30 protein-coding genes and 3 riboswitches are annotated in these 24857 nt (G+C 39.4%); of the genes, 16 read left to right on the plus strand and 14 right to left on the minus strand.

The window, feature by feature from the left end:
• Positions 1-452: 452 nt before the first annotated feature.
• Positions 453-2132 carry a methyl-accepting chemotaxis protein gene (locus ACQKKK_RS00100; protein ID WP_427613149.1) on the minus strand — a complete coding sequence of 560 codons (1680 nt, stop codon included), beginning with the start codon at positions 2130-2132 and terminating at the stop codon, positions 453-455.
• A 172-nt stretch (positions 2133-2304) separates the two neighbouring features.
• A riboswitch (PreQ1 riboswitch) is annotated at positions 2305-2347 on the plus strand.
• 55 nt (positions 2348-2402) lie between these two features.
• Here ACQKKK_RS00100 and queC point away from each other — a divergent pair.
• From queC to queE, 3 genes are read left to right on the plus strand one after another with little or no spacing between them, the layout of a single operon-like run.
• Positions 2403-3068, plus strand: coding sequence for a 7-cyano-7-deazaguanine synthase QueC (gene queC / locus ACQKKK_RS00105; protein ID WP_427614025.1), 666 nt, complete (start codon positions 2403-2405; stop codon positions 3066-3068).
• On the plus strand, positions 3068-3538 hold the full coding sequence (gene queD, locus ACQKKK_RS00110; protein WP_427613151.1) for a 6-carboxytetrahydropterin synthase QueD: 471 nt from the start codon (positions 3068-3070) through the stop codon (positions 3536-3538). The genes queC and queD overlap by 1 nt, the downstream gene beginning before the upstream one ends.
• Positions 3531-4259 (plus strand): 7-carboxy-7-deazaguanine synthase QueE, encoded by a 729-nt coding sequence (gene queE / locus ACQKKK_RS00115; RefSeq protein WP_427613153.1) that lies wholly within the window; start codon positions 3531-3533, stop codon positions 4257-4259. Before queD ends, queE begins: the two co-directional genes overlap by 8 nt.
• A gap of 53 nt (positions 4260-4312) precedes the next feature.
• Here queE and ACQKKK_RS00120 read toward each other — a convergent pair whose 3' ends face one another.
• Positions 4313-4660 carry a DUF4260 domain-containing protein gene (locus ACQKKK_RS00120; protein ID WP_427613155.1) on the minus strand — a complete coding sequence of 116 codons (348 nt, stop codon included), beginning with the start codon at positions 4658-4660 and terminating at the stop codon, positions 4313-4315.
• A 53-nt stretch (positions 4661-4713) separates the two neighbouring features.
• Entirely contained in the window at positions 4714-5286 is a 573-nt protein-coding gene (locus tag ACQKKK_RS00125) for a TetR/AcrR family transcriptional regulator (protein WP_427613156.1), read from the minus strand.
• 161 nt (positions 5287-5447) lie between these two features.
• Here ACQKKK_RS00125 and ACQKKK_RS00130 point away from each other — a divergent pair, with 161 nt between their 5' ends.
• The 3 genes from ACQKKK_RS00130 to ACQKKK_RS00140 are packed head-to-tail and all read left to right on the plus strand — an operon-like array spanning position 5448 to position 7377.
• Complete coding sequence (locus ACQKKK_RS00130) at positions 5448-6050, plus strand: hypothetical protein (RefSeq protein ID WP_427613158.1); 603 nt, start codon at positions 5448-5450, stop codon at positions 6048-6050.
• Between the two features lie 38 nt (positions 6051-6088).
• Positions 6089-6373: a hypothetical protein gene (locus tag ACQKKK_RS00135; protein ID WP_427613160.1), complete on the plus strand. Its 285-nt coding sequence runs from the start codon at positions 6089-6091 to the stop codon at positions 6371-6373.
• Between the two features lie 32 nt (positions 6374-6405).
• Positions 6406-7377, plus strand: coding sequence for an HD domain-containing protein (locus tag ACQKKK_RS00140; RefSeq protein WP_427613162.1), 972 nt, complete (start codon positions 6406-6408; stop codon positions 7375-7377).
• A 247-nt stretch (positions 7378-7624) separates the two neighbouring features.
• Here the strand turns inward: ACQKKK_RS00140 and ACQKKK_RS00145 are convergent, their stop codons facing one another.
• Both ACQKKK_RS00145 and ACQKKK_RS00150 read right to left on the minus strand, forming a co-directional pair.
• On the minus strand, positions 7625-8065 hold the full coding sequence (locus ACQKKK_RS00145; RefSeq protein ID WP_427613164.1) for an SRPBCC family protein: 441 nt from the start codon (positions 8063-8065) through the stop codon (positions 7625-7627).
• Between the two features lies 1 nt (position 8066).
• Positions 8067-8399 (minus strand): SRPBCC domain-containing protein, encoded by a 333-nt coding sequence (locus ACQKKK_RS00150; RefSeq protein ID WP_427613166.1) that lies wholly within the window; start codon positions 8397-8399, stop codon positions 8067-8069.
• Positions 8400-8847: 448 nt separating this feature from the next.
• Positions 8848-8890: riboswitch (PreQ1 riboswitch) on the plus strand.
• 51 nt (positions 8891-8941) lie between these two features.
• Here ACQKKK_RS00150 and ACQKKK_RS00155 point away from each other — a divergent pair.
• Both ACQKKK_RS00155 and ACQKKK_RS00160 read left to right on the plus strand, forming a co-directional pair.
• Positions 8942-9484 carry a VUT family protein gene (locus tag ACQKKK_RS00155; protein ID WP_427613168.1) on the plus strand — a complete coding sequence of 181 codons (543 nt, stop codon included), beginning with the start codon at positions 8942-8944 and terminating at the stop codon, positions 9482-9484.
• Positions 9485-9504: 20 nt separating this feature from the next.
• Complete coding sequence (locus tag ACQKKK_RS00160) at positions 9505-9660, plus strand: hypothetical protein (RefSeq protein ID WP_427613170.1); 156 nt, start codon at positions 9505-9507, stop codon at positions 9658-9660.
• A gap of 149 nt (positions 9661-9809) precedes the next feature.
• Here ACQKKK_RS00160 and ACQKKK_RS00165 read toward each other — a convergent pair whose 3' ends face one another.
• The 4 genes from ACQKKK_RS00165 to ACQKKK_RS00180 form a co-directional block, all read right to left on the minus strand.
• Entirely contained in the window at positions 9810-9950 is a 141-nt protein-coding gene (locus ACQKKK_RS00165) for a hypothetical protein (RefSeq protein WP_427613172.1), read from the minus strand.
• Positions 9951-10144: 194 nt separating this feature from the next.
• Positions 10145-11176 carry a TolB family protein gene (locus tag ACQKKK_RS00170; RefSeq protein WP_427613173.1) on the minus strand — a complete coding sequence of 344 codons (1032 nt, stop codon included), beginning with the start codon at positions 11174-11176 and terminating at the stop codon, positions 10145-10147.
• Between the two features lie 12 nt (positions 11177-11188).
• Positions 11189-12052 carry a permease prefix domain 1-containing protein gene (locus ACQKKK_RS00175; protein WP_427613174.1) on the minus strand — a complete coding sequence of 288 codons (864 nt, stop codon included), beginning with the start codon at positions 12050-12052 and terminating at the stop codon, positions 11189-11191.
• Positions 12052-12372 (minus strand): PadR family transcriptional regulator, encoded by a 321-nt coding sequence (locus tag ACQKKK_RS00180; RefSeq protein ID WP_427613175.1) that lies wholly within the window; start codon positions 12370-12372, stop codon positions 12052-12054. The genes ACQKKK_RS00175 and ACQKKK_RS00180 overlap by 1 nt, the downstream gene beginning before the upstream one ends.
• A 310-nt stretch (positions 12373-12682) precedes the next feature.
• On the opposite strand from ACQKKK_RS00180, the gene ACQKKK_RS00185 reads away from it, so the two are divergent.
• Positions 12683-13429, plus strand: coding sequence for an alpha/beta hydrolase (locus ACQKKK_RS00185; protein ID WP_427613177.1), 747 nt, complete (start codon positions 12683-12685; stop codon positions 13427-13429).
• Between the two features lie 202 nt (positions 13430-13631).
• On the opposite strand, the gene ACQKKK_RS00190 is transcribed toward ACQKKK_RS00185, so the two are convergent.
• Complete coding sequence (locus tag ACQKKK_RS00190) at positions 13632-14336, minus strand: DUF421 domain-containing protein (RefSeq protein ID WP_427613179.1); 705 nt, start codon at positions 14334-14336, stop codon at positions 13632-13634.
• 345 nt (positions 14337-14681) lie between these two features.
• A riboswitch (purine riboswitch) is annotated at positions 14682-14786 on the plus strand.
• 173 nt (positions 14787-14959) lie between these two features.
• Here ACQKKK_RS00190 and ACQKKK_RS00195 point away from each other — a divergent pair.
• Positions 14960-16153: a NupC/NupG family nucleoside CNT transporter gene (locus ACQKKK_RS00195; protein WP_427613181.1), complete on the plus strand. Its 1194-nt coding sequence runs from the start codon at positions 14960-14962 to the stop codon at positions 16151-16153.
• A gap of 91 nt (positions 16154-16244) precedes the next feature.
• On the opposite strand, the gene ACQKKK_RS00200 is transcribed toward ACQKKK_RS00195, so the two are convergent.
• Complete coding sequence (locus ACQKKK_RS00200) at positions 16245-17384, minus strand: CAP domain-containing protein (RefSeq protein WP_427613183.1); 1140 nt, start codon at positions 17382-17384, stop codon at positions 16245-16247.
• 39 nt (positions 17385-17423) lie between these two features.
• Positions 17424-17735, minus strand: a complete 312-nt coding sequence (locus ACQKKK_RS00205) for a hypothetical protein (protein ID WP_427613185.1) — start codon at positions 17733-17735, stop codon at positions 17424-17426.
• 257 nt (positions 17736-17992) lie between these two features.
• Between ACQKKK_RS00205 and ACQKKK_RS00210 the strand changes: the two genes are divergently transcribed.
• Positions 17993-18199: a hypothetical protein gene (locus tag ACQKKK_RS00210; protein WP_427613187.1), complete on the plus strand. Its 207-nt coding sequence runs from the start codon at positions 17993-17995 to the stop codon at positions 18197-18199.
• 105 nt (positions 18200-18304) lie between these two features.
• Here the strand turns inward: ACQKKK_RS00210 and ACQKKK_RS00215 are convergent, their stop codons facing one another.
• Positions 18305-18676, minus strand: a complete 372-nt coding sequence (locus ACQKKK_RS00215; RefSeq protein ID WP_427613188.1) for a winged helix-turn-helix transcriptional regulator — start codon at positions 18674-18676, stop codon at positions 18305-18307.
• Between the two features lie 188 nt (positions 18677-18864).
• Between ACQKKK_RS00215 and ACQKKK_RS00220 the strand changes: the two genes are divergently transcribed.
• Entirely contained in the window at positions 18865-20082 is a 1218-nt protein-coding gene (locus ACQKKK_RS00220; RefSeq protein WP_427613190.1) for an MFS transporter, read from the plus strand.
• A 121-nt stretch (positions 20083-20203) separates the two neighbouring features.
• A complete protein-coding gene (locus tag ACQKKK_RS00225; RefSeq protein ID WP_427614027.1) occupies positions 20204-21046 on the plus strand; it encodes an aldo/keto reductase in 843 nt (280 codons plus the stop codon).
• A gap of 178 nt (positions 21047-21224) precedes the next feature.
• Here the strand turns inward: ACQKKK_RS00225 and ACQKKK_RS00230 are convergent, their stop codons facing one another.
• Positions 21225-21668 (minus strand): MarR family winged helix-turn-helix transcriptional regulator, encoded by a 444-nt coding sequence (locus tag ACQKKK_RS00230; protein WP_427613192.1) that lies wholly within the window; start codon positions 21666-21668, stop codon positions 21225-21227.
• A 193-nt stretch (positions 21669-21861) separates the two neighbouring features.
• Between ACQKKK_RS00230 and ACQKKK_RS00235 the strand changes: the two genes are divergently transcribed.
• From ACQKKK_RS00235 to ACQKKK_RS00245, 3 genes are all read left to right on the plus strand, one after another.
• Positions 21862-22890: an NADH:flavin oxidoreductase/NADH oxidase gene (locus tag ACQKKK_RS00235; RefSeq protein WP_427613193.1), complete on the plus strand. Its 1029-nt coding sequence runs from the start codon at positions 21862-21864 to the stop codon at positions 22888-22890.
• 236 nt (positions 22891-23126) lie between these two features.
• Positions 23127-23438, plus strand: coding sequence for a rhodanese-like domain-containing protein (locus ACQKKK_RS00240; RefSeq protein WP_427613195.1), 312 nt, complete (start codon positions 23127-23129; stop codon positions 23436-23438).
• Positions 23439-23737: 299 nt separating this feature from the next.
• Entirely contained in the window at positions 23738-24820 is a 1083-nt protein-coding gene (locus tag ACQKKK_RS00245; protein ID WP_427614029.1) for a tartrate dehydrogenase, read from the plus strand.
• Positions 24821-24857: the final 37 nt, after the last annotated feature.

Here is a 24857-nt window from a genome sequence, read left to right on the forward strand (position 1 = left end):
ATAGTAACACATTATTGGTGAAATTTAACCTTTTTTACAATTTTGGAGTGAAATTTATGTTTTTCTGTGAAAAAAGTTGTGAATTGTTTGATTTTCAAGAAAGCGTGCAATGGAACCTACTGAGTATAAGGGCCCGTGCATTGGGTTGAAATGAGATGTTGGGATTAAGTGAGTTCGTGTACTGGGAATTTCCAGCAAGTGGGTATTGGAAGTGAGAAGTATTTCAGTTTAAATATTTCTAATAAATTCATTATACACTAAATATTCTGAAAACGAAAGAAAATATTCACTTCCAACCACTTTTGATAGTTTTATTTTTTCATGAGTATTTTCTTTTCATGAGTATTAATGTGTATAGTCATCTATACCCTGAATACACGAAAACGAAACAATCACCATGAAGGAGAGAAACAGAAAATTTCCCGCGTTTAAGTGACGGGAAATTTTCTGTATCATAATTGGAATTTTTTGACCTGTTCGGTTAGCAGTTCAGCAGAAGATGCGAGTTCACAGGCATGATTAGTGATTTCATCCATCGAAGAACTGGATTGTTGAGCGGAGGCAGAGACTTGTTCGATTCCTGCCGCGGACTCTTCAGTAACGGCTGCGATATCTTCGATGGCCTGATTGATTTCTTTACTATTTTTGGAGATATAGTTCAATTCAGCTGTAATATGCTGTACTTTCATTTCCATATTCCCGACAGAGTGATTGATTGTTTCAAAGGTTTGGCCGGTGAGCGTAATCTGTTTCGTGCCTTCATCAACCTGTGTATAACCATCTTCAAGGGAGTGAACGACCGTTTTTGAATCCGTTTGAATAGCGGAGACAATATCGGTGATATCCCCAACGGATTGTGTGACCCCTTCAGCGAGTTTCCGCACTTCAGCTGCGACGACGGCGAAGCCCTTGCCATGTTCACCAGCGCGTGCTGCTTCTATGGCTGCATTCAGCGCCAATAGGTTGGTTTGATTGGATATATCCTTGATGACCTGTACTAGCTGTGAGATTTCCTGTGATTGAGAATCGAGTCTTTTCACTTGCTCGACGGCATTTTTGACAATTCCATCAATCATTTTCATTTGTTGGACTGAACTGCGCATTAAAGTGGTGCCCTCCTTGGTCAAGGATAGGATCTCGGTCGAACTTTGAGATACTTCCATTCCTTCAAGATGGGCCTGCTCGATCTTGCCGGTGAAATCATCCATCATGCGAACCATTTCAGCTGCCCGGTTGGCTTGTGACTCCGAACCTTCCGAAAGTTCGTACATGGTAGTCGCTATCTGTCTGCTGCCCTGTTGCACTTCATTTGCTGATTGAGTCAGATCCTCGCTTTGGTTGGAAATGGATTCGGATACAACCAGCATTTTTTCAATCGTATCACGAAGGTTTTTCTGCATTTGGTTGGCGGATACCGTTAATTCGCCCATTTCATCATTTGACTTCTGCTCCAGGGGCTCATGGTTCAGTTCTCCGTCAGCAACCATTTTCATCCTGTCCCTGACTTTAAGGAGGGGGGTGGTAATGAGGTTGGCAGTCACAAGTGCAAGCACAAGGCCGATAAGGACTGCCGCAATGGATATGATGATACTTGTAGACTTAACCGATTCCCCGCTTGCGATGACGGTTTCACCTGAAGCGACAATCGTTTTCTCGCGTTCGGAAGCTAGCTCTCTATACCCATCCATCAATTCAGTGCTTATTGGTGCAACTTCATCCTTTAGTATTTCTATAGCACGTTCTTCATTTCCTTGATCATATTGTGTAAATACGCGTTCTAGAATAATGGTTCTCCAATCCACGCTTTTCTCAATCAATTCCTTCGCTTTTTCAGAATCACTTAAGGCTAAAAGATCCTCCTGAATGGCTTTGCTTTCTTCGGTATATTTTAAGAACTTCTCTTTATTACTTTTGTCGCCAAATAGAATATAGCCTCTTGCAAGTGCGCTTCTTTGTGCAACATTATTGAGTAGTTGTTCTTCATCAATAAGAATCGGCAATTCATGGCTAATAATATCTTTGGAATGTACAAGTGACTTGTTGCTGTTATAAATATTAAATGCTCCTAAGATGATACACAAAGATATGGTCAGTGAAAATGCTACCAATATCTTTCCTTTAATACTTTTCAAATTAATGAACCCCTTTATATTTTATTCACTCTTTTTTTATCGGATAAAAAATGGGCTATTTAAGCAGATGAGAAGTTAACCAAGTTTTCAGTTAGGTATAATTTAAACATCTTGATTTCTTCTTGTTTTCAAGTTACTATTGACTTGGAAAAATATAATAATCCGCGTTATGGCGGAAGAGGTTCTAGCTACCCTCTCAAAAAAACTAAGGAGAAACAGTACTCTATTCTTAGGGTGCTGTTTTTTTCCGTAAAAAGGAGTTTTATAGAAATGAAGAAGAAAGAAAAGGCAGTGGTTGTGTTTAGCGGAGGTCAGGACAGTACGACGTGCCTGTTCTGGGCGATGGAGAGATATGAGGAAGTGGAAGCGGTGACGTTTGATTATAATCAGCGGCACAGCTTGGAAATCGAATGTGCTCAAGAAATTGCCAAAGAATTGGGCGTGACCCATCATATCCTTGACATGTCGCTGCTGAACCAACTGGCACCGAATGCTTTGACGAGAAGTGACATTGCAGTGGAGGACGGAGAAGACGGGGAATTGCCGTCGACGTTCGTACCAGGGAGGAATTTACTGTTCCTTTCGTTTGCCGGAGTGCTGGCCAGTCAGATTGGCGCTAAACATATTGTCACCGGTGTCTGTGAAACGGACTTCAGCGGATATCCGGACTGCCGCGATGTATTCATTAAATCGTTGAACGTGACCTTGAATTTGTCGATGGACCAGTCATTCGTGATTGATACGCCGCTTATGTGGCTTAATAAAGAGGAAACATGGGAGCTTGCCGATCAGCTTGGCGCGTTCGACTTTGTCCGCGAAAAGACCCTGACTTGCTATAACGGGATCATCTCCGACGGCTGTGGAGATTGTCCGGCATGTAAGTTGCGGAAAAAAGGATTGGATGACTATGTAAGCAGACGGAAGGTGCTTTCGTGATGTACGGTTTTACTATAGTAGATAAACTCCAAAAAATAGATCAAGATATTCAGCGCAGCCAATTGAATTATACATCTAAAAGGGTCATGGTCAGTAAGGAATTTACCTTTGACGCAGCACACCATCTACATGACTATGAAGGAAAATGCAAGAACTTGCATGGCCACACGTATAAGGTCATTTTCGGATTGAGCGGGTATACGGATTCACGCGGTTTGATGATAGATTTCGGGGACATCAAGGATATATGGAAAAATGAAATTGAAATCCACCTTGATCATCGTTATTTGAATGAAACCTTGCCGCTCATGAACACTACGGCTGAAAATATGGTTGTCTGGATCTATGAAAAGATGGCCGAAGCCCTTTCATTAAAGGAATATGAGGGTGCTAGGGTCGAATTTGTTCGGCTATACGAAACGCCGACAAGTTATGCTGAAGCCAGACGGGAGTGGATGGAAAGTGAGTAAACTACCGGTTATGGAAATCTTCGGACCGACCATCCAAGGAGAGGGAATGGTCATTGGTCAAAAAACCATGTTCGTTCGGACGGCAGGCTGCGATTATTCATGTGCCTGGTGTGATTCCGCATTTACTTGGGATGGCACTGGTAAGGAAGATACCGTCCAAATGACTGCCGAGGAAATATGGGATGAGCTGAAGCGGATTGGGGGTTCCGGTTTTTCCTTCGTGACGATATCAGGCGGAAACCCGGCACTGCTGAAAAACTTAAACAGCTTGGTAGCAATCCTACATGAAAATAAAATGAAAATAGGTGTCGAGACACAAGGGAGCCGATGGCAGGATTGGTTTCTCGATATTGATGAACTGACCATTTCTCCTAAGCCGCCGAGCTCAAAAATGAATACAGACTTTACGGTGCTCGACCAAATCATCTCGAACCTTGCCAATCGAAACCCTGAAAACCATGTCTCATTGAAGGTAGTCGTCTTTAATGAAGAGGATTATCAATATGCTAAAAATGTACATGGCCGTTACCCCGATATTCCTTTTTATCTGCAGGTCGGCAATGACGACAGCAGTACGGCGGATGATCGTCAATTGATCAGCGGGCTTTTGAGGAAATATGAAGAGTTAATTGATAAAGTGATAGCCGATAATGAATTAAATGATGTGAAAGTGCTGCCACAGCTGCATACCTATATATGGGGCAACAAGCGGGGCGTGTAAAGATAAGAGACAGAAGGCGGTGTGATGCGTAATCACACTGCCTTTTAAGCTTATTACAGCCTTTGAATGTGTGTAGCTTTGAAGGATGATGTGTATTTAAGGCCATACCCAAATAAGCGATCCATCCCAATATGCGCTGTCCAAATTAAACCAATCATCATAAATGCATCAGACTTTAGAAAAATGGCGAGCAAAATCATGAAGATGGACAGGGTATAAGTATGAAAAAAGTTATAAACCTTTGCTCCAACTCGATCATCAATCAGGTAGGCAAACATTGAAACATCAGGGGATAAAATCAATAAAAGGAAAATCAACCAGCTGAATTCATATAACGAATAGATGTAAATCATTGCTAAAAGGACCATGAGTCCTTCGATATGAAGGAATTTCTTTACCATTTTCAAACCTCCCGAAAATTAATTAACCACTGGTCAATAATATTGGTAAAAAATCAAACAATGTTCCTGATGATATTTTTTACGTGAAAATAAGCTAAACCTTTTACATCTGGATAGGATAGTTCAGAATTAATATAAAAAGTTATGAATCCGTGAAGAGAAAGGAAAATGGACCATATGGATGCAGGATTCAGTTTGTTGTCGGTTAATTCTGTCAAAGATTGGATTAGCTTTTCATAGGTTTTATTAGAATCGAATTGAAGCAACTGCTGAATCTCTTTTTCCTTGGATAAAAACATGATGGAATAATGATTCTGTTGGGTTAAACCAAACTCAATGAAGCATAATAAAATCTTTTCAATTTTTTGAGAAGGGTCATTTTCCGACATGATGATATCATCGATTAAATGATTTAAAACGGAAAAATCCGTTTTCACCAAACTATAAAATATTTCTGCCTTATTTTTAAAGTGATAATAAATGGCACCATGGCTGCAATCCAATGATTTAGCCAATTGTCTCATTGAGACGTTCGAATACCCTAAGGTTGCAAAAAGGTTTCTAGCTTCAGTCAATACCATTTCCCTGGATAATTCTTTACCTGCTGATTTCCTTGGCGACATCATTTTCCCCTCCTTTATTTATTGACCACTGGTTAATTAGAATGATACCGTGCTGATTTACAAATGTCAAATATTAGACAATTTTCTAAAGGGTTTACCATTAAATGTAACTAAAATTAAACGATAACGTCAAACATAGTAAATCTGAAACTGAAAGGAGCACTATGAAACTACACAATATTGTAGTACTCATTCTGTTAGTAAGCTGCCCCACGGTTCAAGTGGGGGACAAAGTTGCGAAGGCAGCGGTACGCGATAATGCAGGATCAATCTCCATTTCCCCTAACAACCGTTTAAAACAAACACCAACATTCACAGTAAATGAAAAAGTAAAAGATGTAATGATGCTGTATGTATTGAGGGGGATGAAGCAAAAATTCGGTTTTATCGATAAACCTTTAGTAACGGGTGAAGAATGTGTATTGGAATGGCTTTTTTGGAGGAAGAATGAAAAGCTTCCTTTAGGCGAACTAAAGATAACGGCCGTTCATGCAGGAAGTGGAAGCCGTCTTGCAGCTAATGGAAAGTTGACGATTAAAAGAACTCCAATTAGAGAATTGCCTAAGGGTTATTCCCCGCAACCAGTTAGCTTAAATACAAGTGGGAATGATGTTCCCGTATCCATAGCAACTACGTTAATTACATTCAATGAAACAGGTATTTGGAATTTACAGCTATTTTCAAACGGTGAAATGATAGGAAATATGAATGTCTTAGTAACTGAAAAAAAGAATCCACTATTAACCAATGATATCCTCTTATGGTAAAATGAGGGTAAAGAAAACCCGTTGGAAGGGATGAATAGATGAAAAGGAAATTAGGTATTTTTGCTTCAATTATCATAGTCTTGACCGGCTATTTTTTATTCAATAAACCTTTTAAAAATAAAACAAAACCTATGGAAGACATTATAATGGTGTATCCAACAAATCGAGTAATATCAAATGAAGTAATACTCATTGGAGATAAGGTTGAGGGCAATCTACCTGATATCGATTTGAATGATGAAGAGGAAATAAGAAAATTGGCAAAAAAGCAATATGAGCAAGGTGAAAAGGGGGAAATAATTTTTACAGAAGAAAATCAGTGAAATCACCAACCTGATGAGGGAGGCAGCAGTTATTGCTAGTTTCGGATAGTATCTATGGGAAACACATTGTAGAGGGAGTTCTGGAAGAGCTGATAGTAAGCAAACCGGTCCAAAGACTGAAAGGAATACATCAGGGCGGGGCAAGTTATTTAGTTAATGAGAAGTGGAATGTCACACGATTTGACCATTCAATTGGTGTGATGCTGTTAATAAAGGAGTTTGGTGGTTCATTAGAGGAACAAATCGCGGGCTTGCTTCATGACGTATCCCATACTGCATTCTCACATGTTATTGATTTCGTTCTGGATTGTAAGGATGAAGATTATCATGAAAAGATATATGATCATGTCATTATGGAATCTGAAATCCCATTTATACTGAAGAAATATGGATATGATTGTAAAGCTATTGTTCAATCAAAATGGGAATTGCTTGAACAGCCAGCACCTGAGTTATGCGCCGATCGGATAGATTATACTCTTCGGGATATGCATCAGTATGGATATATCACACTTGAATCCGTTCGTGACTTTCTTGAGCATATAATCATAATAAATGGAAGAATGTATCTGGATGATATTGAATCGGCGGAATGGTTTGTGCAAACGTATTACAGCGAAGTTATTGATTTTTTCATGAACCCGCTTAATATATATGGCTATGATATCTTGGCAAAAACGTTAAAATTGGCTTTGGCTAAAAACCTGATCAGCCTTGATGGCTTACTTGGTACAGATGAAGAAGTCATATCCTTGTTAAGCTCCACTGAAGACGATGAAGTGCAAAATCTGTTAAAAAGGATCCATGGTAACGTAAAGGTGAAAGAAGATCAATTGGACTATGATTTACATCGGAAAAATAAAGTGCGCCTGATGGATCCTTCCGTCATTCAAGGAACCCAAGTGGTGAGAGCATCCAGTTTATCTGAAAAAGTGAAGAACATGGGAATAGAAGCCTATGAAAAAGCTTCCAAGGGCATGTATCTAAAAGTGCTTTCCGATTGAATTTCGGGTCAAACCAAACGGAAAGTGAAAAACTCAAGGAATCCATCCTTGAGTTTTTCTCGGAAACATTACCCGTATAATAAGTCGAAATAATGAATTTAGACTTGTAAGCCGCTTTCTTTGATTTTCGAGTGGTGGCATTTTATTGACATTTACCATTAAATGGCAGATGGTTTATCAGGTGCAACATAGAGGCGGCACGCCCAACTGCCGGTTTTAGAGATCTTTTTTCAGCTGAACCAGCACCCTAAAAAATTAATGACGCTCTCAAATTATTAACGCCATTTTCTAAATAACCCTTTAAACAGGTTAAAGTATAAACCCAGCCTTCTTTTTGTCCGATCATTTTGTTTATTATTTCTGGGTCGTCTTCTTTCAAACCTGACTCGTTTACTTCAATGATTGAACTTGTATTATCCAGCTCTTTTAGTGTAATTGTAACGACTGTTTCTTGGTCGTTGCCTCCCCACGAATACACGATTTTCCTATTTTCCTCGACTTCTAATACATGGATAACCACTTCAGCATCGTATTCGTTATATCTCAATGTAAGAGTCCTGCCTTGCTCCCATCTTTCAGAACTCGATGAGAACCAAAAATTCCCGATTTTTTCAGGGTTTACTATGGCTTCAAACACCTCATTAGTTGGCTTGACTATTTTAAATTTCGTAGTTATTTGAGTATCCATACTATATCAGCTCTCTTTCGATATGTTTTAATAGTTTCCCACTAACACCTAATAAACCCGATCTACATATATTGGCGACAAGTTTTGTCCGGTTCTTCATGTTACTTAGAATAGCTGGCCAACCATAATCTATGCCTTCAAAGGTATTATCACCATATACGAAATCTTTCTCCAATAGCTCATGCGAAAGTGTGAACTTCACAGTAGAATCATCCATTGGCTGCAGTTGAAAAGTGACCCGAGTAGGATGGTCGCGGGGTGTTTTGTCTCCTGCCATGTTCCATGTAAACGAGAGCGGGTGCAACGGCCCACACGATATAAATAGGATAGACAAACGTTGGTTTTTTCATTATTCTTTTGCCTCCTCGCGTTTATATTTCTAGCATTCCTTTTCAAGTCCATGCCAAATAAAAACAATAAGGGCTGCCTCCCCTTAATAATGCGAGGTGCTTTGTTACTGCTTGTCTAGATATCAAAATCGTAACATAACTCTATCAATGATTGTCCGCTTTTCATACAGCCCGTCAAGCAGTTTTCTGCGACAGGAATCGGCAAAAGCTTTAAAAATCCTTTGGCATCAGAGGAACATTTGCTAAGTGCTAAGCTTTGGAAAAGTGGATAATCCGTGGATTCGCGCCATTCCCAGTGACTAAAACGAAATCAAGAAGGCGATTTTTGAAAGGGTATTAGCCTGAATTCATTTTAGAATCAGCCATATGGAAACTTCTTGATTTCCGACCGTTTTCAAGCTACGATAAATAAGGAAATGATAATCCGTTCCGGCGGAAGAGGTTCTAGCTACCCTCTCAAAAAAACTAAGGGGAACAGTGCTCTTTCTTAGGGTGCTGTTTTTTCTGTATAAGGAGAATGAATTAAATGTTAAGAATTCTATTGTATTTAGTATCCATTGTCACGGCGAATGTGGTTACAGCAGCTTTTGATCCATTACATTTGGGCATGTTCATCATTCCGATGGGTACATTGCTCATCGGGGGAACCTTCATCTTTCGAGATCTGGTCCAGAATAAATTCGGCCGTGCGAAAACCTATATGTGTATCGTTACCGCACTTATTTTATCTGCATGTGTATCATTTTTATTAGAAGATACGTTATTGATTGTATTTGCTTCCGCATTATCGTTCGTTGTGGCAGAAACAGCGGATACGGAAATTTATACCCGGTTAAAGCTCCCGATGAGTTGGAGGGTGTTCTACAGCGGGATCGTTGGAGGGTTTTTCGATTCGGTGATATTTGTCGTGATTGGCCTAAGTCCACTAGGTGCCAATATATTGCCATGGGAAGCCGTACCCGCTGCGATTATCGGCCAAATCATCGTTAAAACAGTCATTCAGTCAATCGGTGCCGTACTGTTGGGGCGAATCAACGTAAGGCTGGAGAAGCGCGTAGTCTCCGGTTGAATTCTAGGAGGGATACACCGATGGATGAAACCAAAAAGGAAGAAGAGAAATGCTATTGCCTCGAGGCCTTTCGTGAAAAATACGGTCCGCATGTCCAGGGGGAATGTATGAAGCTCTCCTGCGCCAATTATCGGAAACATAAAGGAATAGACAATCATGATAAACGTAAAACGTAAAATTCAGGATATATTCCATATGGAGTCCATCAAACATTAATATATATAGGAAACAATCGGTTAAATAAAAGAGAATAATTTGAGAAAGAAGGACCAAATTTGGTTCTTTTTTTGTGGGACTGGAGTAACCCATGAGTAAACGCGCGGAATTAAGAAAGAGTGAAGCATGAATTCACGAGTAAATCGTGGTAATTCACGAGTAAAACAGCAAAACTCACGAGTAAAGTTGCGGAATTCACGAGTAAATAGACCAAACTCACGAGTAAATGTGCAAATCTCCGAGAAAACAAGCCGAACCCACGAGTAAACAGCGCGAAATCAAGAGTGTAGCATGAATTCACGAGTAAATGTGCAAATCCTACGAGTAAACAAGCCGAACCCACGAGTAAACAGCGCGAAATCAAGAGTGTAGCATGAATTCACGAGAAACCCCATAAAAAAAGCTTCCGGCACCGTTAATAATTGGTGTCGGAAACCTTTTTCGTTAATTAGGTAACAAAATTTCTTCGGGGTTGTCTCCATCAATCTCCACTTTATATAGGTGATACTGTGGATCGCTTTTGCCGAATTTCTTATCTACCATAAAGTAGACATTTTTTGAGTCGCTGCTGATGACTGGGCGATCTGTGTATCCTTGAAGATGGGTCAGCTGCTTTTCGGTCTTGGTTTTGAGGTCATAGCTATATAGTTCATAAATATAGGTACTGCCTGATTGCTCATTGGAGATAGACTGGAAAATCATCGTTTTTTCATCCGGGGTAATTGTGAAATCAAAAATGTCGACATCACGTTTAGAGTCGGTGACAGTTTCGATACCTGTTTGATCAAATTTCACTTTGAAAATCCGTTGATGCGTTTCGAAAATATCATCAGCCGTTTTAGCATCCGCATCATCATCGGTTTGATAATAAGCGGCTTTTCCATCAACGGTGACATTTAGGGAACTAAGACCATATTTCTTAAAAGAGGTCAGTTGGATGGACTCCTTTTTTTCTATATCAAACTCATAAATATCGAGATCGTGAGGGCGGGGACCCGTGATTGGCGAATAGTTTTTAAACGTACCGGCTCCGATATAAAAGAGAGAGCGGCCGCTTTTTGCGAAATCGAGTTCTGTGACCAGGAAGTCTGCTTTGAATAATTCACTGATTTTCTGTGATTTTATATCAAGAAGGTGAATGGAACTGGTTGAATCTTCTTCTTGGTTTTTTTTAGCTACGATAAAGGCAAGCATATCTCCTTCGTAGGAATAAGTCGGGTCGAGGATTTGTTCATCGTTGCTCAATTCAAGGACTTTTTCTTCAACGGATAATGTAGGATTATAGAGCTTTAATTGTGGTTTCCCCTTAATGTGTGTGACGTATGCAATTGTTCCTTGGGTGGATACGTCGTACTGATTGGTTAAGCCCTGCTGCTTTTCATTTTCTTCTTTTTTAAAGATCAATCCGGCGATGACAAACAAGACAGTCACAATCGCAAGCGTGATCAGAATGAGATAGATGTGCTTCTTTTTCATTTGAAGGACTCCTTAACGGTAGAGTGTCATCATCGTAACAATAATGGCTATAACTAGTAATACCTGTAAAACAGCACATATATTTGAAGTCGCAGGATGCTTTTTTAACAGTTTAATCTGTAGGATATATAACGAAATCCATAAAACGGTCGGGACGAAAAATAAAAGCATAAACGGCTGGACTTCACTTGAGAAGATTAAAAAAGCATATAAGAAAAATAAGGTAACTGACAAAATCACGATGCCGAGTGAAATATTGAAAATGTGCAGAAGTTTTGCTTTTTTTAAAGTCTTACCACTATATCCCGGAAGAACCAAGGCTGTTTTGTAAATGAGGTAAAGGGATAGTAGGAGAATTGCTGCCATAATCAAGCTGAATAAAGGAAATAATGTGAAGTCAAGGGCGGAAGCGATTCCCCATCCATATACATAGACAAGGGCATGGGTCACTAACACGGTGTTGACCATAATTTTCCGGTTGATAGAGACTAGGAGGTTAAGTGTAAGTGAGAGTAATGTTGCACTAGTCAGTATCGAAAAAAGAAGCCAGCCGATGTAAGCATCTCCTTTTTGGAATAGTTGCAGCGCATACACTGAAAACGTAAAAAGAATTGAAACGATGGATAAAGTAAGCATAAGCTCTTTTCGGTATGGAAAGATGGCCTGCTGAATTTGACTGCCGATTTCCCATTCGTCGCCAAAAAGGATTAATGCCATTTTCTCGGCTTCTTTTGGTGTCTTCCCTTGCTTTATTAAATCATCCCGGCTCAACTCCAGATGGAGAAGTAGTTCTTCAGACATATCTTCTTTTTCTTCCTTGGTACAATCGGTTTGGTTGACTATTTTTTTTACATACTTTTCAAATGGTGTTTTCATCAGAAATCCTCCGCGCTTTTCCGAACTAAATTTTCAAGGAAGGTAAAGCTGCTGCGTTTACGTTCAAGCTCGGTTTTGCCGCTGTCTGTGATACGATAATATTTCCTTCGTCCGGATTCAGACTCTTTCCAATACCCTTCTATAAATTCCTTTCTTTCTAAACGCTTAAGAGCCGGATATAGGGTACCTTCACTGATTTCGTATTGCCCCTCGCTCATTTGCCTTAGAATCTTCGTCATTTCATAGCCATACAGCTCTTTTTGTGAAAGAAGTGAAAGCAGGAGGAGGTCAATACTTCCCTTCATCAATTCTTTATCCAAATAATCACCTTCTTTTATCATTTGCTTTTAGTGTAATACGATGTACATCGTATTACAAGGTGTATTTTACTTTTCTTAAAAAAAATGGTTAAATGACGATTGCTAAATAAAATCAATCATAGTAAAATGTGCTTCGGAACGGATGAGTTGTAAAGAGTGTGGTAAGGATACTATATACATGATTTAAATGTTTGAATGAAAATACGGAATAGGATAGAAGAAATCCCACTCAAGGGGTATTAATTGATTTTTTTTTGAAAATCATTTAGATTCTATTTATCAACAAGAGCAGAAAGAAGGTCCTAGATAGATGAAAGTGAAAGCACCTGAGTCATTCACATACAGAGGTGGAAATAGAGCAGTTCTTTTACTTCACGGGTTTACCGGAAGTACAGGAGATATGAAGAAATTAGGGAAATACCTGAATGATCGCGACTATACTTGCCACGGACCCCTTTATAGTGGGCATGGAGTATCAGCCGAGGAACTTGCTAAAACAGGTCCAAAAGAATGGTGGAAAGACGTAGTGGAAGGTTATCAATTCCTTAAAGATGAAGGCTACGAGGAAATTGCTGTTGCAGGAATTTCTTTAGGAGGATTATTCTCATTAAAAGTAGGGATTGAACTTCCCGTAACAGGAGTAGTTTCAATGTGTGCACCGACATACGGAAAAAGTAGCGATCGACAAAAAAACCGATTGCTCAGTTATGCACAGGCCTATAAGAAGTTTGAAGGCAAAGATGCAGACCAAATTGCTGCCGAAGTGAAGCTGTTGGAAGCAGACCCTATGACTTCGCTGAAAGATATGGTGAATATAATAAATGAGACGGGTGAAGATTTAGATTTAATCACATCACCAACTCTTGTTTTACAAGGGCGTTTGGATGATCCCGACTATACGAACAGTGCTACAGCGATTTTCAATGAAGTCGATACGCAGCATAAACACTTGATATGGTATGAAAACTCTGGCCATATAATCACATTAGGAAAAGAACGTGAACAGGTTTATGAAGATGTGTACAAGTTCTTAAATACTCTGAATTGGTCGGAGTAATAAGAGAGTTTTTTTGAAGGTCATGAATATGATATGATCCCCTTTTAAGTTTAAAAGTGTAAAAGCCGACATTTATATGTAGGTTTTACACTTTCTTCTTTAGGGGATTTTATTTTGGCTACAAAAAGATATAACTCCAACTTTCACCGGGAAAAAAGTATTTAGAGAATCAGACACTTGGTTGTTTATATTCTTTCGAGCTTTATTTGTAAAAAAAGACCTTTATGGTATCGTTGTTATCAATGGTTGCTAATAAAATATCGTTCACGTCCGCATTATAAGTCATTTTGAGTCTTTTTTTCAGCCATACTTCGTCTTTACCTTCTCGATTTAATTCTTTGAAATCAATCTTCCCTTCTTTAATGATTGTTTTAGGAAAAGTAAAGGCATTTGTTGCTAGGTGCATATCTGCTGGAGTTAACGGTTTATATTGAGGATCTAAAAACAATGAAATAGTACCATCAGGTTCCCATAGTGCGAGTGATACTTTTTGAATATCTTCAATTTTATCTTTTCTTAATTCTGACAGTAAAAAATCGATGGAAATTCGAGCCTTTGCTAAGCTTTTGTAAACGATTTGCCCATTTTCGATAAGAGTAAAGGGTGAGGGGTCAAAGAACCTTCGGAGCTTGCCCCACTTAAGAGATGTGAACACATTAATCATATATAAAATGACTAATACACAGGTCGTTATCATTGAACCCTTCAAACCTGAGTGTGCATCAGCCAAAGGGTGGGCAAGAATGTTTCCAATAAATAATGCCATTATAAAATCAAGTGATCTTAACTGAGAAATGGCTCGTTGCCCCATCAATTTAACCGAAAAAAGTAAAAAGATGAAGGATGTAATGGCTCTCAACATCCACTGAACTGCAGTAAGAGTTTCCTGGCTATAAATAAAATCCACCAAAATCCACGTCCTTATAAAGGAAATATACTATTAGTATGAAGCATTGAATCAAGGATTATCACAGGTGGGAAGTTTATTTTATAAACGGCATGACTCTAAAGGGTAATATGGCGAATTTACTCGAGCAATAACAATTGGTCGATAAATATTACAACACCGCTATAAAGCAGGTGTTTTTTTATTGTTGATGGGTGGGATATACTGCTTCATAAGTATTACCAAACATTGTCCCCTCGGAGACTTCTCTTTAAAATGTTTTCGAAAAATTTATATTAATATAACAATTGTAAAACGTATTGTAATTGAAAATAAACTGATTTAAAATGATAACTTTCCTAAGAAATTTATTTTAAAAAATATCCTTGTATAATTTCAGTAACAATGGTCTGATAGTTTCTACCTGGCAGCCGTGAATAATGCCGGACTACAAGGAAGTATGAAAATAAAAGAGATGAACAGGTTTTTGGTTGGTTCGCTTGAAAACTTGATCCAGCATACCCCCTTTTTAATGAAGGCTCTTACTTTTTCACACTTTCTTCCTGCGGCTGAAAGTGTAAAGGTGAGGGCTTTTTATATAAAAAAAATGAATGGGAAATGATATATCCAAAGGGGATGAAAGCATGTATTTCTTATTGAATATACTGGGTGTTTTAGTTGTAATGGGCATCGTTTACCTTTGTTCACCTAATAAAAGGAGCGTTAAGTGGAAAGCGATTCTAACCTTGCTGGTTATTGAATTGCTTATCACAGGGTTCATGTTATCGACTAAAATAGGGGCGTGGGTCATTAATCTGATTGCTTCATTCTTCACCTGGTTGATTGATTGTGCAAATGAAGGGATTTCATTCGTCTTTCCTTCAGTTATGGCAAATGAACACGTGGATTTCTTTTTCAGTGCATTGATGCCGATTATCTTCATTATCACGTTTTTTGATGTTTTATCGTATTTCGGTATACTTACCTGGATCATTGATAAAGTGGGATGGCTCATCTCAAAAGTATCCGGTTTGCCAAAACTTGAGAGTTTCTTTTCGATTCAGATGATGTTCCTTGGGAATACAGAAGCACTTGCCGTTCTCCGCCTTCAACTCAGCGCGATTAAAGATCAGCGTCTTTTGACATTTGGAATCATGAGCATGAGCAGCATCAGTGGTTCAATCATTGGTGCCTACCTAACCATGGTTCCAGCGACCTATGTTTTTGTAGCGATACCTTTGAACTGCTTAAATGCCTTGCTGATTGCTAACATGCTAAATCCCGTCAATGTCAGTAAAGAGGAAGACGTCGTTTATGTACCTTCTAAAGAGGAACGTAAAGATTTCTTTTCCACCATTTCTAACAGTATGCTGGTTGGGGTCAAGATGGTCTTCGTCATCATGGCAATGGTAATCGGTTATGTGGCGTTAACGGCCAGTGTAAACGGTATTTTCGGTTTCTTTGTGGATGGTCTGACCATTCAAAAAATCTTCTCCGTAATTTTTAGTCCATTTGCATTCCTGCTTGGACTATCAGGACATGAGGCCATGTATGTCGCTCAATTGATGGGAATCAAGCTTGCCACGAATGAGTTCGTTGCCTTGCTCGATTTAAAAGATAAAATCAGTACGCTGTCTCCGCATACAGTCGCTGTTGCTGTCACTTATCTGACGTCATTTGCCAACTTCAGTACAGTGGGCATGATTTATGGAACATTCAATTCCATCCTAAATGATGAGAAATCGAACATTATCGGAAGGAATGTTTGGAAACTGCTGCTTAGCGGGATGGCTGTTTCCTTGTTAAGTGCCATGATCGTTGGATTATTCGTTTGGTGATACATTATAAAAGAGAGGGCATCCATTTTAAAATGGATGCCCGCTCTTTTATTCCGGAGAAAAAAGCTGTGCCTATGCACAGCTTCTTGGTTTATTTCCTCAAATAATTCTCCGTATAATATGGTTTTTCTTCATCATCGAAGGCCACTCCGACACCGAGCGATTCAAAATCCTTCTGTAATTTGTTTTCCCTGTGGCCAATGGAATTCATCAGGCCTTCATGGGCAAAGATACTGCTATTCTGACCGGCAGCCAGGTTTTCCCCAGCCATTCGAAACTTGATTTTGTCATCTTCCATCCTGTCGAACGGGGATTCTCCTTCAAGGTTTGTATGGTTGAAGTATTGATTCACAGCCATATCTGCACTGTGATCCTGTGCAGTGCCCTTCACTTGTTTATCCCATGAAAGCACTGAGAGATCATGATTGACCCGCGATGCATTGGTCAAATCGAATAATTGATATTCAAAGCCTTTCTTTAGCTCGGGGCTGGATTTTGCAAAATAGCCGCTCTTTTGCTTTTCAAGGTTTGCGTCGATGATCTGGATCGATGTGACTGTATTTTTTTCATGTATATCATAAAAAATGGTCACATAGCTCTTATCCATTTTAAACATATCGTATTCGCCATCACTTCGAATCTGGTAGTAGACGTTGCCTTTAAGCAGTTTTGTTACAGGCTCTCCCAATTTCGCAGTCACGTCTTCCTTAGGGGTGCCGCGTTTAATGCCCTCCTTTGAGGAAATCAAATCTTGATTCGTATATAAACCAACAACTTTATTGTTGTTATCGTAGGCAACCATGAAGAAGTTTTGATAATTTTCGTGATAGGCGAACCAGTCTACGCCATATTCATTCCGCGTATTCCGCTTTGCTTCACCAGCCAATTTTTCTACGTCATCCCTTGTTTCGCCAATTTCGATATTACTGACTGAAAAGGATGCTTCAGAAGGTGCTTCCAGTGCTGGTTTTTTCACTTTTTCCGTTTCTTGCGGTTCTTTTTCTGAAGCGGTATCCAAAGTTTCAGCTAACGAACCCATCAGGTTGTTGACTCCGGTATTCAGTTTTTCCAAGGCAGTTGAAACCTCGGGCCCGTTAATAAAGGAACGAACATCGGATGCAAAGGAACTAACCCCCGCCTTGAATCCAGACTCCTGAATATCTTTACCATATCCATACCAAAATCCACCGAGTAGGAGTATGAGAACCACAATATTAAACAAATTCCGCAAATCGTTCACTCCTGCTCTATCTGGGATATAGAATCCCGATTATTGAAATATCATCTGCAGCATACGTAAAACAGGTGGGGCACATAACAAAAAGAGTGAACAGATGATTAGTATTTGGGAGGCCGTTTTTGGAAGCTTTTCCTTCCCTTTTCCCGAATACCAGCCAATGAACTGAAGTTTATTTCTATACCAGACAAATAATAAAATGAGTATCGCAATCGAGCCTAGCCAGCCATACTGATTCGGATTAACTCCTATGTTTAAATATATACCGTTTACAATATTCGAAATGATCGACCCGGCTATCCCGAATATTAATATGATGCGCATCAATTCTAATAAGACCCTCATATGTCACTCCTTGGTTTCACCATTATACTCATTCGTTTACAAAATAAAAACTTTAAGTGATCAACACTGTCCTGCTTGATCAAATACAAGAGTTTAAATATTAAATTGCATTACATATTATACCAAAAATATAGAGAGGAATAAAACGGATGCCTCTTACGATGGTATTTTTATTACCAATTATTTAAATAGGGGTTATTCATTAATGGTAAATAATGTTATTATTTAGTAAATTAATACACTAAGGCGGAATGTTTATGGATAACAAAACTCAGCTAGCTTTCATTCTTGTTTTAATACCTCTCGCAATATCGATTTTTATTTGTTTCAAACCTGAATTATTAATATCTGGAGGATATGATTTAGCTCTTGATGGGTATGTAGTGTCCAGAACAATGATGATCATTTTCACTTTGCATTTATTAGTTAAATTAGGAGAATTCATTATAAACAAAAAAAAATAGCACATTTGAGTTATTCTTTTTTGTTTTATTCTTCATTGATGATGTTTGATCGGTTCAGCAAAAAAAACGGAATCCCCTTAGTGGACTCCGTTTTTTTGTTTTGAATTACTTCAATTGTTCATTCAATACACTTTCCTCAAGAACGGAAAACTTATCCCCATACACTCTGGTTATGTGATTTTCCCCCCACGTACATAATGCGGAAAGGATACTTTCCAGGCTTTGCCCATATTCACTAAGTTCATATTCCACTTTTGGGGGAACTTGGTTGTAAACAATCCGATTGATGACCTCGTCCTTTTCCAACTCCCTCAATTGCTGGGTCAACATTTTTTGGGTGATGTTCGGCATTAGGCGCTTCAATTCACTAGTCCGCTTTTTTCCGTGGGTCAGATGGCAGAGGATTACGCATTTCCACTTCCCGCCCAGTACTTCCAGTGTTGCTTCAACTGATATATTGTACTTCTTTTTTTGCATGATTTGCATACACCCCTAATTTTTATAGGAACTTAAAGGTACCTATATCACTTTAAAGTACGTACTGTTTTTAATTTCTATTATATCTCATAATAACATTTGCACACCGAATTCCACTGTACCATTTTAAAAAAAGTTGCTTAGGCAATTTCGATGATAGTACAAAACGACAAGAAGGAGAAGAGAATATGATTTCAAATAAAAATAGAAGTACATGGGCATTGCTGGCTTTAGCGATCAGTGCCTTTGCAATTGGAACAACAGAGTTCATCAGTGTGGGATTATTACCACTCATTTCTAAAGATTTACACATTACAGTCACGACGGCAGGATTGACGGTGTCCTTATACGCCTTAGGGGTCATGTTCGGGGCACCTATCCTGACATCGCTGACATCGAATATGTCGCGAAAAACCTTATTGCTTTGGATAATGGTCGTGTTCATTGCCGGAAATGCATTAGCGGCCTCTGCGACCACGATCAGTACATTATTGATTGCGCGTGTCATTTCAGCGCTCGCACATGGTATCTTCATGTCAATAGGCGCTACGATTGCTGCTGATTTGGTCCCTGAAAACCGCAGGGCGAGTGCCATCGCCATCATGTTTACAGGCCTCACGGTTGCAACGGTGACCGGAGTTCCATTTGGAACCTTCATCGGGCAGCAATTCGGCTGGAGATTCGCTTTCATCGTCATTGTGGCAATCGGCCTGATTGCTTTCATCGGGAACAGCATCCTAGTCCCGTCCGATTTAAGGAAAGCTTTACAGACCACATTCCGTGACCAAATCAAATTGGTGACAAATGGCCGATTGCTGCTAGTATTCATCATTACAGCTTTAGGATACGGAGGTACATTTGTTGTCTTCACGTACCTCTCTCCATTACTTCAGGAAGTAACGGGGTTTAAAGAAGGAACTGTGGCCTTGATTTTGTTAGTATATGGAGTAGCCATAGCAATAGGGAATACTCTTGGCGGGAAATTGGCCAATCGCAATCCTATTAATGCCCTTTACTATATGTTTCTTATTCAGGCCATTGTACTTGTTGTCTTAACTTTCACGGCACCGTTTAAGATAGCTGGTTTAATTACGATCATTTTAATGGGATTGTTTGCATTCATGAATGTTCCAGGGCTTCAAGTCTATGTCGTCATGTTAGCCGAGCGTTTCGTGCCGAGTGCAGTGGATGTGGCATCAGCCATCAATATTGCCGCCTTCAATGCAGGAATCGCCATTGGTGCCTACTTAGGCGGGCTGATCACGGATTCGATCGGACTCATCCATACAGCCTGGATAGGCGGAGTTATGGTGTTCGCAGCCGTCATTTTAACAGGTTGGAGCCGAGTTCTCGAAAGAAAAGATAGAAACCAGGAAGGGAATAGTAAAATAGGTGAAGCGTGTTAGGTGAAGTAACCAAGGGATCATTGCATCCCTTCAGTGAATGCGGAAGATTCCTTGAAGGGATGTAATGATCCTTTAGGGCATTATATGATTTCAATTAAGAAAATTTGGAGGTAGATGGATGATGGTGAAAAATTTACAAGATACAACAACGTTGCATAACGGTGTTAAAATGCCTTGGTTTGGCTTGGGAGTATTTAAAGTAGAAGAAGGGCCAGAATTAGTAAATGCGGTCAAATTGGCGATTAAACATGGTTATCGCAGTATTGATACGGCTGCCATTTATGAAAATGAAGAAGGGGTTGGACAAGGGATCATTGAAGGCTTAAAAGAAGCTGGAATCTCCAGGGAAGATTTATTCGTAACATCAAAAGTTTGGAATGCCGATTTAGGATACGAATCCACAATCGCAGCATACGAAACAAGCTTAAAGAAACTGGGCTTAGAGTATTTAGATTTATATCTGATTCATTGGCCAGTCGAAGGAAAATATAAAGAAGCTTGGAAAGCATTAGAGACTCTTTATAAAGAAGGAAAAGTAAAAGCAATCGGAGTAAGTAATTTCCAGATTCATCATCTTAAAGACTTAATGAAGGACGCAGAAGTGAAGCCTATGGTCAATCAAGTCGAATGTCATCCACGCTTGACTCAAAAAGAAGTACAAGCATTTTGTAAGGAACAAGGCATTCAATTAGAAGCCTGGTCTCCATTAATGCAAGGTGAATTACTGGATAATGAGGTATTACAAGAAATTGCGACTAAGTATGGAAAATCTGTTGCACAAGTCATTTTACGTTGGGATTTACAAAATGGGATTGTAACGATTCCAAAATCAACAAAAGAACACCGCATTGTGGAAAACTCATCAATATTTGATTTTGAATTGACGGAAGAAGATATGAACCGAATCAGCGAATTGAATCAGAATCATCGGGTTGGTCCAGATCCTGACAATTTCGACTTTTAATTAATGTGGGGAGATGGACGAGAGTGTGCGTCTATCTCCTTTTCATTTATGGTTATTATTTCTTCCCATGATCTTATATAGGAAGTCGGACAAAAGAAAAAAGCCCGCATTTTGATCAACGGGCGCAAAATTTCTTGTAACTTATACAGTGATATCTAGATAGGTCATACGGTGATTATTATTCATTCTCCTGGATACTGTTCTTTACATTAATAAAGAATTTCAGTGCAGTGTCGATATCACTGGTTTTTAAAGATTTTTCAAGTGTTTCATTAACCGTTGCTAGTATTTCTTGGAGTCGCAACTCTCCTCGGTCTGTTATCGTTGCACAGACACCACGGCGATCATCTTCATATCCCAGCCTTTGAATGACACCACAACTTTTATTTTCCATTCTTACAGAAAGTCTTGACATTGCACTTTGGCTTAAGCCTACTAACTGTTGTAATTCTAAAAGCCGTAATTTTTTTTCAGGTGTTTTCGATAAAAATAATAGAACATAAAACTCATTTAAAGTCGTCTGATGCCTTGTTTGCAACACTCTATCAAGATCATTGGAGAGCTCGGCATGAATATGAGTAAAGGATAGCCATGTATTTATAAGGTTTTGTTCACTGGACAATTATTTTCGCCTACCTCTGATTGCTTATTTTAAATATAACATAAATAAAAATAAATGTACCAACAGAGGATAACGTTTACAACATCCGAATTAGGTGTTCAAGAGAATCTGATTAATTGACACAATGTTATCCAAATGATATAAATGCATGTGCATGCATTAAAAAATAATCTGTAAGGGAGATATAAAAAATATGACTCATTTATTTTCACCTTATCGTATAAAAGAGCTTGAACTTAAAAATAGGGTTGTTATGCCACCAATGTGCCAATACTCTGTCGAAGCTGAGGATGGTATCCCGACTAATTGGCATCTTCATCATTATGTAAGCAGAGCAGTTGGCGGAGCTGGATTAATTATAGTGGAAATGACCGATGTAGAGCCGGATGGACGTATTTCGAATGGTGATCTTGGATTGTGGTCTGATGATCAAGTTGAAGCTTTTGCCAAAATTGTTAAAGAAGTTCATCAATACGGTGCAAAAATCGGTATCCAAATTGCTCATGCGGGGCGTAAAGCAGAGGATGCAGAAACACCGGTAGCACCATCAGCCATCGCGTTTGACGAAACGTTTAAGACACCAAGAGCTTTGGAGACGGAAGAAGTTAAGGAAATGGTCGATAAATTCCGAAACTCAGTTAGAAGAGCCGTTCAAGCAGGCTTTGACGTGATTGAATTGCATGGGGCACACGGATATTTGATTCACCAATTCACATCGCCACTTACGAATAAACGTGAAGATGAATATGGAAAAGACTTAACCAAATTTGGAGTAGAAGTAATTAAAGCAGTGAAAAGCGAAATGCCAGCTGATATGCCTTTAATTATGCGTATTTCTGCAAAAGAATACGTGGAAGGCGGATACGGCCTTGAAGAAAGTATTGAGTTTTCCAAAGTCTTTAAAGAAGCCGGTGTGGATATGTTCCATGTCAGCTCTGGCGGAGAGGGCCCGATTGGAGCAGACGGAAGACCGGGCACTCATGCAAGCTATCAAACGCCATTCGCTAGGGAAATTAAAAAAGCTTTGGATATTCCAGTGATTGCTGTAGGTAGATTAGATGATCCAATTCTTGCAAACTCAATCATTGGGAATGAAGAAGCAGACTTGGTGGCCATAGGAAGAGGGATGTTGCGCAACCCTTACTGGTCTCTAGAAGCATCTAAAACTTTGAATAAACAAGTTGATATTCCTAAACAGTATGAGCGAGGTTTCAGCCATTAAGAATGATTCATTAGTTCAAAATAAAACGCTAGCGAAAATGATATTCGCTGGCGTTTTATTTTGAAAAATCAGCTATCCTGTAGGTTCGCTTTTATCAAGAATGAATATAGGTGAACATGCATTTTCCATTAGCGTAGTATGTGTACCTTAAAAGAACACAATCCATAAAGTAATGTTTGGCTGGAATATTTGTTATAATAAATAAGAAAAATTAAACAATAATTCGAGGTGCTATTATGGAAGAAATCAAAATCATTACAACTGAAGAAGTGGAAGCAAAGCTTGAGGCAGGCGAAGCGATTGAACTTGTCGATGTTCGTGAAGACGAAGAAGTGCAAGAAGGAATGATCGAAGGCGCGAAACATATCCGCATGAATGATATCCCAGCTAATCTTGATTATTTTGATAAAGAAAAAGAATATATCTTTATCTGCCGTTCAGGACGCCGCAGTGAAAATGTATGCCATTATCTTCAGGAACAAGGATATAAAGTGGCAAACATGGTTGGCGGAATGCTTGAATGGGAAGGCGAAGTTATCGTTAAGTAAAAAAACTTGTTACTTTTGTAAGCGCAAATCCAAGAACGGAACGTTTTATTACAATAAAGAAAGTAAAAGATTACGGTTTATTCACAATGCCTTTAAATATGCGGAAAGACGCGCATATTTAAAGGCATGACGCAGGGGCCCTTTCACCATGAAAGGGCCCCTTTTTGCATTATGGACCTTTCCGATAAAATTTTTTTGCCGTTCACATTACGCGTTTCCGTTAGGAGAGGGAAATGCAAAAGTTATATGTTAAAATTAGGGTGTTGAAATCAGAAAATATAGATAAAGGATGGGGAAGAATGGATGTTTATAAAATAGCGGTCATTGCGGGAGATGGAATTGGTCCCGAAGTGATCAGCGAAGGCGTGAAAGTGCTAAACAAAGTAGCTGAATTAGCTGGTGATTTTTCTTTCGAGTTCACATATTTTCCATGGGGATGCGAATATTATCTTGAGCATGGTAAAATGCTGCCCGAAGATGGACTGGAACAACTTATGAAGTTTGATGCCGTGTATCTTGGGGCTGTCGGTTATCCTGGTGTTCCGGACCATATTTCACTAAGGGAACTTCTGCTGAAAATCAGAAAGCAATTTGACCAATATGTAAATGTTCGACCCGTTAAATTGCTTCAAGGTGCACCTTGTCCATTAAAAGACGTGACACGAGACCAAATCGATATGATTGTCATCCGTGAAAACAGTGAAGGGGAATATTCCGGTGCTGGTGATTGGCTTTTCAAAGGCAAGCCAGAAGAAGTTGTACTGCAGACGGGGGTCTTTTCGCGAAAGGGAACGGAGAGAATCATCCGTTATGCGTATGAACTGGCGCGTAAAACGGGCAGGACGCTAACGAGTATAAGCAAGGCGAACGCATTGAATTATTCGATGGTTTTTTGGGATCAGGTTTTTGAAGAAATCGGGATTGAGTATCCGGAGGTAGAAACGAATTCCTATTTGGTCGATGCGGCGAGCATGTTTTTTGTCAAACAGCCCGAACGATTTCAAATCGTTGTCACCTCCAATTTGTTTGGTGACATCATCACGGATTTAGGTGCTGCCATTGCAGGCGGGATGGGTCTGGCAGCCGGAGCCAATTTAAACCCAGAACGGATTTATCCTTCGATGTTCGAACCGATTCATGGCTCAGCGCCGGATATTGCACATCAAGGCATCGCCAATCCACTTGCGGCCATATGGTCCGCCAGTCAGATTCTTGATTTCTTCGGGCATGAGGATTGGGGTGCAAAAGTGTTGGACGTGATCGAAAGGGTGATGGTCGATAAAAAGGCACTGACTCCTGATATGGGCGGGGGTGCCTCTACAGAAGAAGTCGGGGATGAAGTGGCCGCATTATTAGCCGCTTTACAAACAAATCAGGTATAATCATCATGAAAAATGGGCATCCTGCACAATAACTATC

Source organism: Peribacillus sp. NPDC006672, from assembly GCF_050274955.1.
Taxonomy (GTDB): domain Bacteria; phylum Bacillota; class Bacilli; order Bacillales; family DSM-1321; genus Peribacillus.

Coding starts and splice junctions, on each gene's coding strand:
- ACQKKK_RS00205 (WP_427613185.1), bottom strand. CDS start 17,735: ATGAGGGTCTTATTAGAATTGATGCGCATCATATTAATATTCGGGATA.
- ACQKKK_RS00135 (WP_427613160.1), top strand. CDS start 6,089: ATGAAAAGGAAATTAGGTATTTTTGCTTCAATTATCATAGTCTTGACC.
- ACQKKK_RS00235 (WP_427613193.1), top strand. CDS start 21,862: ATGACTCATTTATTTTCACCTTATCGTATAAAAGAGCTTGAACTTAAA.
- ACQKKK_RS00130 (WP_427613158.1), top strand. CDS start 5,448: ATGAAACTACACAATATTGTAGTACTCATTCTGTTAGTAAGCTGCCCC.
- queD (WP_427613151.1), top strand. CDS start 3,068: ATGTACGGTTTTACTATAGTAGATAAACTCCAAAAAATAGATCAAGAT.
- ACQKKK_RS00170 (WP_427613173.1), bottom strand. CDS start 11,176: ATGAAAAAGAAGCACATCTATCTCATTCTGATCACGCTTGCGATTGTG.
- ACQKKK_RS00215 (WP_427613188.1), bottom strand. CDS start 18,676: ATGCAAAAAAAGAAGTACAATATATCAGTTGAAGCAACACTGGAAGTA.
- ACQKKK_RS00185 (WP_427613177.1), top strand. CDS start 12,683: ATGAAAGTGAAAGCACCTGAGTCATTCACATACAGAGGTGGAAATAGA.
- ACQKKK_RS00120 (WP_427613155.1), bottom strand. CDS start 4,660: ATGGTAAAGAAATTCCTTCATATCGAAGGACTCATGGTCCTTTTAGCA.
- ACQKKK_RS00155 (WP_427613168.1), top strand. CDS start 8,942: ATGTTAAGAATTCTATTGTATTTAGTATCCATTGTCACGGCGAATGTG.
- ACQKKK_RS00160 (WP_427613170.1), top strand. CDS start 9,505: ATGGATGAAACCAAAAAGGAAGAAGAGAAATGCTATTGCCTCGAGGCC.
- ACQKKK_RS00210 (WP_427613187.1), top strand. CDS start 17,993: ATGGATAACAAAACTCAGCTAGCTTTCATTCTTGTTTTAATACCTCTC.
- ACQKKK_RS00195 (WP_427613181.1), top strand. CDS start 14,960: ATGTATTTCTTATTGAATATACTGGGTGTTTTAGTTGTAATGGGCATC.
- ACQKKK_RS00220 (WP_427613190.1), top strand. CDS start 18,865: ATGATTTCAAATAAAAATAGAAGTACATGGGCATTGCTGGCTTTAGCG.
- ACQKKK_RS00125 (WP_427613156.1), bottom strand. CDS start 5,286: ATGATGTCGCCAAGGAAATCAGCAGGTAAAGAATTATCCAGGGAAATG.
- ACQKKK_RS00175 (WP_427613174.1), bottom strand. CDS start 12,052: ATGAAAACACCATTTGAAAAGTATGTAAAAAAAATAGTCAACCAAACC.
- ACQKKK_RS00145 (WP_427613164.1), bottom strand. CDS start 8,065: ATGGATACTCAAATAACTACGAAATTTAAAATAGTCAAGCCAACTAAT.
- ACQKKK_RS00225 (WP_427614027.1), top strand. CDS start 20,204: ATGGTGAAAAATTTACAAGATACAACAACGTTGCATAACGGTGTTAAA.
- queC (WP_427614025.1), top strand. CDS start 2,403: ATGAAGAAGAAAGAAAAGGCAGTGGTTGTGTTTAGCGGAGGTCAGGAC.
- ACQKKK_RS00240 (WP_427613195.1), top strand. CDS start 23,127: ATGGAAGAAATCAAAATCATTACAACTGAAGAAGTGGAAGCAAAGCTT.
- ACQKKK_RS00245 (WP_427614029.1), top strand. CDS start 23,738: ATGGATGTTTATAAAATAGCGGTCATTGCGGGAGATGGAATTGGTCCC.